Raw genomic sequence first — 7,269 nt, 5'->3', positions numbered from 1 at the left:
TAATCATAACATATGTATTTGCATATATGCTATTAAATCAAAGCTTAAACCTTTAGAAAAAAATAATACATGTCGGTTGATTGACACAGTAAAATACTGTGCCTCAACCGAAGCCGATTCATCTACACGACTAAAGTCGCGAGTGTTCTCGGCTAGTTAATAAAATAACCACTACTTCCACATAAAATGACTACTCTTTTTCAATTTCTTGCTTCTTTTTTTCACTTAATACCCCATCATTCATTAAATAAACTTTGTCACAGTAATCAACTAGCCTTAAATCATGGGTCACCATAATAATCGCTTTTTCTCTTTCTTTTGCTTCTTTCGCTAAGATCTTTACAACCTCATAGGCTTTCTCCGTATCCAGACTAGCCGTTGGTTCATCCGCTAAAATAATGGTGGGGTCATTATAAAGCGCACGGGCAATCGCTACACGTTGGCGTTCCCCACCTGAAAGCTCTTCAGGGTATTTATTTTCTAAACTTTTGACTTCTAGTTGCGTTAATAAATCCAATCCTTTTTTGTTCGCCTTTTGTTTAGCAACTTTGTCAACTAACTCTAATTGTTTTTTCACCGTTAAAAAAGGAACTAGATTTGACGCTTGCAAGATAAAACCAATTTCTTCAAATCGTAATTTCGCTCGTTCTTTTTCTTTTTTTCCACTGAAAGCCTGATTATTGATGCGTACTTCACCTTCAGTCGGTGTTTGTAAACCACCGATAATGGTTAAAAAAGTACTTTTTCCTGATCCTGAGGGACCTATTACCGCAACAAATTCGCCTTTTTCAACCGAAAAATTCGTTTCTTTCAGCGCTTCGATTGTTGTATCACCATCTTTAAACGTTTTTGTTACATTCTTTACTTCAATTGCACTCATTTCATTTCCTCCTATCCGATTGCTTTCAATGGATCAATCTTGACAATCGTTCTTACGGAGAACAATGCTCCTGTAATTGCGATAATAATCATTAAGACACTAATAAAAGCAAAGAAAATCAAATTCGATTGAAACGGTACCGCCTCAGGTAAGACAAGTCCGGATGCAATCGTTAAAATAAGACCAGTTAATACTCCAACGGTTGCCAAAAAGAAGGTTTGGGCAATCACTGATTTGGCAATATAACCACTTGAAATTCCTTGTGCTTTCATCACACCAAAAATTGCGGTCTTTTGCATCGTTAATACATAAATAAAAATACCAATAACGACTGCGGCAATGACCACTAAGAAGCCAATCATAAAGCCAAATGTTAAGACTTGAGCACTATATCCTGGTAACTTATTAATAAAATCAGTCACCCCAATTTGACTAAGTCCATCTGGAATTTCGGACACCTCTCCGCGAATAATAATTGCATTGACTTTCAATTCTTGGCTTTCTGCCATTTCGCCATAACGTACGCTTTGAACTGTTTCAAAAGATGTATACAAGACAGGTGAAACACTGTATTTAGCATTTTCAGTAAATCCAACAATGGTCATTTTTTCATCATTCATAGAGATATTAATCGTATCTCCTAGATCAAATCCCGCATTTTCCTTCAAACTAATATCAGCGACTACTTCCCCTTTTCCATCAAACATTTCCCCTTCAATAATATTGGGGGTAATAAACTCTGCTTCATCAATGCCAAAAAAGCTAACATTTTCTTTTGCTTCGTTGTCTCCTGTTTGATAAATAATAGCGGGTGCTTGAACGAGCAGTGCTGTTTCATCCGCCTCGACTTCATCTGCAAGCTTTGGATCAATCATTGACATATTCAACGTATCATTGGCTTTCTCAGATAATAAAAGCGAATCTGCCTCCCATTTATCGATAGCCATTCGGTTTTCTTGTGCTAACCCATATGCTAAACCGGTTAAGAAAAAAACCAAGTAAGCGATTAGAAACATCACGCCAATAACTAAAGCATAGCGTAGTTTCGAATGACGAATTTCATTTAAAGCTAAAAACATCTTATTTCCTCCTATTTTTTCGATTTGTGAATGAATCACTTATTTTGATAAACCAAGCGTTTCTTCTTTGCTTATCACCTGATAAGTAGATTGTAACAAAAGAAAAAACAAATAAAAAAAGTTATGCTCTTTTTTTTCGTTTTTATTGATAACTTTTAACTCCAACTGTAATGACTTAAAAAGGGTATGATGATTTTGACTTAAAAAATAAAAGTTTCTTTGTTACACTCACTATAACGACAGATTGAAGGAGGGGTTAAAAGTGAAGCAAGGTTTTTTACCTATTTATGACCATCGAACGGAAATATTAATTTTAGGCACTGCGCCCGGTGTCGTTTCTTTAAAAAAACAGCAATATTACGCCAATCCTGGCAACCAATTTTGGAGGATTATTTTCACCAATTTAGCCATTGACGATCCGATTGATTATCAAAAACGCATTACATGTTTAAAAGAACACCGAATTGGTTTGTGGGATGTCTATGAAAAATTCGAGCGAAAAGGCAGCCTTGATACGAATTTTGCGACCGTTATCCCTAATGATTTCAAACAAATCTTAATGGAAACACCGGTTAAATTAATTATCACCAATGGCAAACTTGCGCATAAAGAAGCCTTAAAAAATCAAACGATTCAACATTTACCGATTATTGCCGTTCCATCAACTAGTGGAGCTAATAACGGGATGTCCAAAGAGCGCCTGATTGCTTGGCACAACGCACTCGCAATTCTCAGAAATTAAATACAAAAAAATCAGAAGCCCATCGCCTTTAAACGACGAGCTTCTGATTTTTCAATTAAATCTCTTCACCATTTGTACGGATTACTTCTTTATACCAATCAAATGATTTTTTCTTATGACGACTCATATCCCCATTACCTTGATCGTCTAAATCAACGTAGATAAAGCCATAACGTTTGGACATTTCGCCAGTTGAAGCACTAACTAGATCAATACAGCCCCAAGGAGTATAAGCAATTAAATCAACTCCGTCTAAGACAACAGCTTTTTTCATTTCAGCCATATGTCTTTTTAAGTAATCAATACGATAATCATCATTGATGACGAAGTTTTCATCTGGTGTGTCAATTGCGCCTAAACCATTTTCTGAAATGTATAATGGGACACCATAACGACCATATAAATCACATAAGGCTAGACGTAAGCCCACTGGATCAACTTCCCAGCCCCATTCACTGACTTCTAGGAATGGATTTTTTACCCCACCAAAGAAATTACCTTGAATCTGCTTATCTCGGTGTTTTGGGTCAATTGAGACTGTTGTTGACATGTAGTAACTAAAAGATAAGTAATCAACTGTGTGTGCCTTAATAATCGCTAATTCTTCTTCTGTCCATTCAATTTCAATGCCCTTATTTTCAAAATAGGCTAAAGCGTAACTTGGGTATTCGCCACGAACTTGTAGGTCATTACAGAAGTAGTTAAATAGGCGATTTTTTTCTTCTCTTGCCATCACGGTGCCTGGATTCGAATCGTAAGCATACATTGTCGCATAAATACTCATACACCCCATTTTAATCGCTGGATTGATTTCTTTGGCAATTTTTGTTGCTAGAGAACTTGCAACAAATTGATTGTGTAATGCTTGGAAGTTATCTGCTTCAGTTGCATTACGCATCGCTGTCGTAAAGAATGATCCCATAATTGCGGTATTAATTTCGTTAAACGTCATCCAGTAAGTAACTTTCTTTCCATAGCGTTCTAAAATCGTACGCGCATATTTTTCAAAGAAAGCAATTAATTTTTTGTTTTTCCAACCACCATATTCTTTCACTAAATGAAGCGGTGTTTCATAGTGAGAAATGGTAATCGTTGGTTCAATATTGTATTTCAATAATTCATCAATAACCTGATCATAGAAAGCTAAACCTGCTTCATTTGGTTCTTGATCATCACCATTAGGAAAAATACGTGCCCAAGAAATCGACATACGGAAAGTTTTAAAACCCATTTCGGCAAACAAGGCGATGTCTTCTTTATAACGGTGATAAAAATCAATTCCTTGATGATTCGGATAAATATATTTCTCACGATCAATTTCTAATGGAAAGTCTCCTGAAAATAATAAAGGCATTCTCAGTTTGCCACCTGGTGAAATATCAGCAATCGTTAAGCCTTTACCGTCCTCATTATACGCACCTTCAAATTGGTTAGCAGCTGTTGCGCCACCCCATAAAAAATCCTTACGAAAGCCTTTGTTTGTCATTAAAAATCCTTCCCTTCTTTTCCCTATTTGAAATCTAATTCTGCACTTTACTCACCTGATTATGTCTAGTAAACTAGAATCAAAGGGAGTGACCGTGTTGTTCAATTTAGAAATTTTAAAACAAGCTTCTGAAACCGATCGGCAAATTGCCAATTATATTGCAAACAATCAAGAATCTGTGGCTTTTATGCGGGTTCGCGAATTAGCTGAAAAAACGCACGTCTCACCGGCAACGATTGTTCGCTTTACCCAAAAAATGGGCTATTCGAGTTTTCCCGAATTACGCCTTTCTTTGAAGCAACATCTAGAAGTTCGAGAGCATTCACTGCAAACCACACAAGATAAAATTTATCTAGAAGAAACACATTTCCCAGTAAATTTTGATGAAAAACTTGACCAATTAATTGAGATCATCGACCAAGCTAGTTTTATTCATTGCTTAGGAACGGGTTCGTCGAATATCATGGCCCAGTATGCACAACAACGTTCCTCATCACTTGGTTATCGGAGTATTGCCTCTGTCTCAGCTTTTATCCCTTACTTATCGGCTAAAAACGAAGAAAAAGATGGAAAGATTGATGAAGTCTGCTTACTGTTCTCCGTCTCTGGTGAAACACCTGATATGATCCACTTGGCTCGTGAATTAGCTAAAACTTCGGTTTATTCTGTTAGTATCACGAACAAAGAAAGCAATACCTTAACCGGGTTATGCGATTTCTCCCTAACATACGACACGCCTTCGAATCGCCACTCTTATAGTATGGACATGACTTCGCAATTACCTGTCGTTTACATTATTGAAACGCTCGCAAAACGCTTGTACTTAAAAAAATATCCTGCATCTAACAAGTAAGTTTTCTTTTCAATAAAATTATTATAGCTACTTTTGATTTGACTTAAAAGTAGCTAGTCACAAGTTGATTCAGGTTCCATTAATGAAACATAGCGTTTCATTAAAACTAAAAAACTATATTAAAAAACATCAAAAAAGCACGTCAAAAGCAACACTCTAGGAGTGCATCTTGGCGTCCTTTTTTGATATTTTTATAAAAGAGTCAACATTAATTTTTCCCTAAGCAACATTTCTTATATTTTTTTCCACTACCACAATAACAAGGATCATTGCGACCAATTTCCTTTCGAGTATCCTCCGCGTGCATATTCGAAGTATTCTTCAAGGGATTTTCTAGGATAGAGATATTTGAACGTTGTCTAGATAACTCTTTGGGCGTATGGCCATTATTCGACCATCTTCTCGTATGGTTTGCTAAATTAACAACTAATGAAACAATTTTTCGTGCATTTTTTTCATCTAAAATTTGAAAACCTAAACGATCAAATGATTCCATAAGTCCATCCAAATCAGAGTCCATACTTGCAAGCCCTTGAATTTCTTCTGCCAAATCCATCACTCGTGAGCCTGATTCTTTGGGGAATATTTGTTTTAATCCTGTTAAAAATTGTTTGAAATGATGCGTTTTTTCGAAATAATATTCATCAACATATTTCAATAATTCTTGTTTCTCGGGAATATAATAAGGTTTGTCTCCCTTTTGATTCAACATTAATTGCATTTCACCAAACATAAAAATGGCTTCATTCACAAAATAATCGCGATAAGAATATACATATTTTTTAACTAAATATTCGGGTAAGTTAGCTAGCATCATGTCCAGTAGCTCTATCTCAATGGGTTCCTCATTTTGCTGGTTATAAATACGAAGCACAATTTTTTTATGGACCATACCATATAGATTTGAAAAAGCAACAATATAATCCATGACTGATTTCGCTAACTCATAGTCAATACCATCCAGCCCTCCTCCAATTGCTTTTTTCCGCCAACTATAAAGCGTCGATGCACTAATCTGAAATTCTTGACTCAGTGACGCGACGCTAATGTTATTAGGCGGTAACATCTTATCAACGATCTCTTGTTTAAACGCTGCTGAATACCTCATATTCCTTTTCGCCTTCCTCTCCAATGAAATAATTCCCTACCTATTTTATCCTAAAAGCCTAACAAACAATAGAATTCAACTTATTTTTGAACAATTAAAATAAAAAAAGACCCAGTAAGAACAAACAAGGATACCCCACCATCACTATTGACATTGTTTTTAGGACGATTGGAAAGGTGGTTTTTTTATTTTGCTTAGAAAAATAAGGCTGTAATTTTCGCATTGCATACGGTAAAAGTAATCCTAAAAATAAAACTGGCCAAGGTACCCAACCTAAGAGAACTAAGAGTGGAAATAAAAGAAAACTAACAATAAAACTAATTTTTAACAATTTAACGGCTCGCGCTTTCTCAATATAATAAACAAGTGTTTTTCGATTATTAACAATATCTTCTGCCAAGTCACATGTATTGTTCGCTAATAAATTGTTAAACATCATTAGAACAAGTGGTAAACAGACAACAAGGAATTGGGCTGCCAGACCTGCTGTAAATTGAATAGAAGATGGCGTAATTAGCACGTATAAAGCCACCAATGGAACAAAATAGCCACTTGCTAAGGCCGTAACCGTTTCTGCAATAGGTAAACTATTTAACGGTCGTGGTCCTGCTGAATAAAAGAGTCCTACATAAAAGCCAAGTATTCCCGGAAACAACAACCAATAACTTGTCATTTGAATTAAGATAAAACCTAACATAGTCGCTAGCGTCATAAAAAATATAAAATAACGTCGAACAACTGTTAATGACAAATGATCGCGCCCAATAATATTAGTTTTCTCCTTGTAAGCATGCTCGTCCGATGCATTGCGATAATCCATATAGTTATTAAAAATATTGACCGCTAGATGGAACATCAAAATCGTCAATGTATAGATGACAAACGGTAAATTCAAACCAACATCATATTGAAAGTGAGCATATGTTGCTCCTAATAAGATCAAAAATATATTTAACGGAGCGGTATAGACTTCTGCCAACTCCCAAAATTGTTTAAAACGCATAAAAGAACTCCTCCAAAATAACATCTTAATTGCTAAGGTAGTATAACATAGCCTGTCAGATTTAGGTGAAATAGAGATTGTTCGGCTTTTTCTTTCTTAAAGGATGTGGTAATTCCTG

The 7,269-nt window shown here is 35.7% G+C and carries 7 protein-coding genes; 2 read left to right on the top strand and 5 right to left on the bottom strand.

All coding sequences use genetic code 11. The annotated features are described in order from the left end of the window. Positions 1–190 precede the first annotated feature (190 nt). Positions 191–880 carry an ABC transporter ATP-binding protein gene (locus ACFO3L_RS11150; protein ID WP_379967515.1) on the bottom strand — a complete coding sequence of 230 codons (690 nt, stop codon included), beginning with the start codon at positions 878–880 and terminating at the stop codon, positions 191–193. 11 nt (positions 881–891) lie between these two features. Continuing rightward, a complete protein-coding gene (locus tag ACFO3L_RS11145) occupies positions 892–1,959 on the bottom strand; it encodes an ABC transporter permease (RefSeq protein WP_379967512.1) in 1,068 nt (355 codons plus the stop codon). A 262-nt stretch (positions 1,960–2,221) separates the two neighbouring features. Between ACFO3L_RS11145 and ACFO3L_RS11140 the strand changes: the two genes are divergently transcribed. Next, positions 2,222–2,701 carry a DNA-deoxyinosine glycosylase gene (locus ACFO3L_RS11140; protein ID WP_379967509.1) on the top strand — a complete coding sequence of 160 codons (480 nt, stop codon included), beginning with the start codon at positions 2,222–2,224 and terminating at the stop codon, positions 2,699–2,701. Between the two features lie 55 nt (positions 2,702–2,756). On the opposite strand, the gene ACFO3L_RS11135 is transcribed toward ACFO3L_RS11140, so the two are convergent. Beyond that, a complete protein-coding gene (locus ACFO3L_RS11135) occupies positions 2,757–4,187 on the bottom strand; it encodes a glycoside hydrolase family 1 protein (protein ID WP_379967506.1) in 1,431 nt (476 codons plus the stop codon). A gap of 97 nt (positions 4,188–4,284) precedes the next feature. Between ACFO3L_RS11135 and ACFO3L_RS11130 the strand changes: the two genes are divergently transcribed. Further along, positions 4,285–5,040 (top strand): MurR/RpiR family transcriptional regulator, encoded by a 756-nt coding sequence (locus ACFO3L_RS11130; protein ID WP_379967498.1) that lies wholly within the window; start codon positions 4,285–4,287, stop codon positions 5,038–5,040. Positions 5,041–5,248: 208 nt separating this feature from the next. On the opposite strand, the gene ACFO3L_RS11125 is transcribed toward ACFO3L_RS11130, so the two are convergent. Beyond that, entirely contained in the window at positions 5,249–6,148 is a 900-nt protein-coding gene (locus ACFO3L_RS11125; protein WP_379967495.1) for an SEC-C metal-binding domain-containing protein, read from the bottom strand. A 94-nt stretch (positions 6,149–6,242) separates the two neighbouring features. Continuing rightward, positions 6,243–7,151, bottom strand: a complete 909-nt coding sequence (locus ACFO3L_RS11120; protein ID WP_379967492.1) for a prenyltransferase — start codon at positions 7,149–7,151, stop codon at positions 6,243–6,245. Positions 7,152–7,269 lie beyond the last annotated feature (118 nt).

Source organism: Enterococcus eurekensis (assembly GCF_042654605.1).
GTDB lineage: Bacteria > Bacillota > Bacilli > Lactobacillales > Enterococcaceae > Enterococcus_I > Enterococcus_I eurekensis.
The sequence above is the reverse complement of the archived record's forward strand: the minus strand, read 5'-3'. Positions and strand labels throughout refer to the sequence as shown.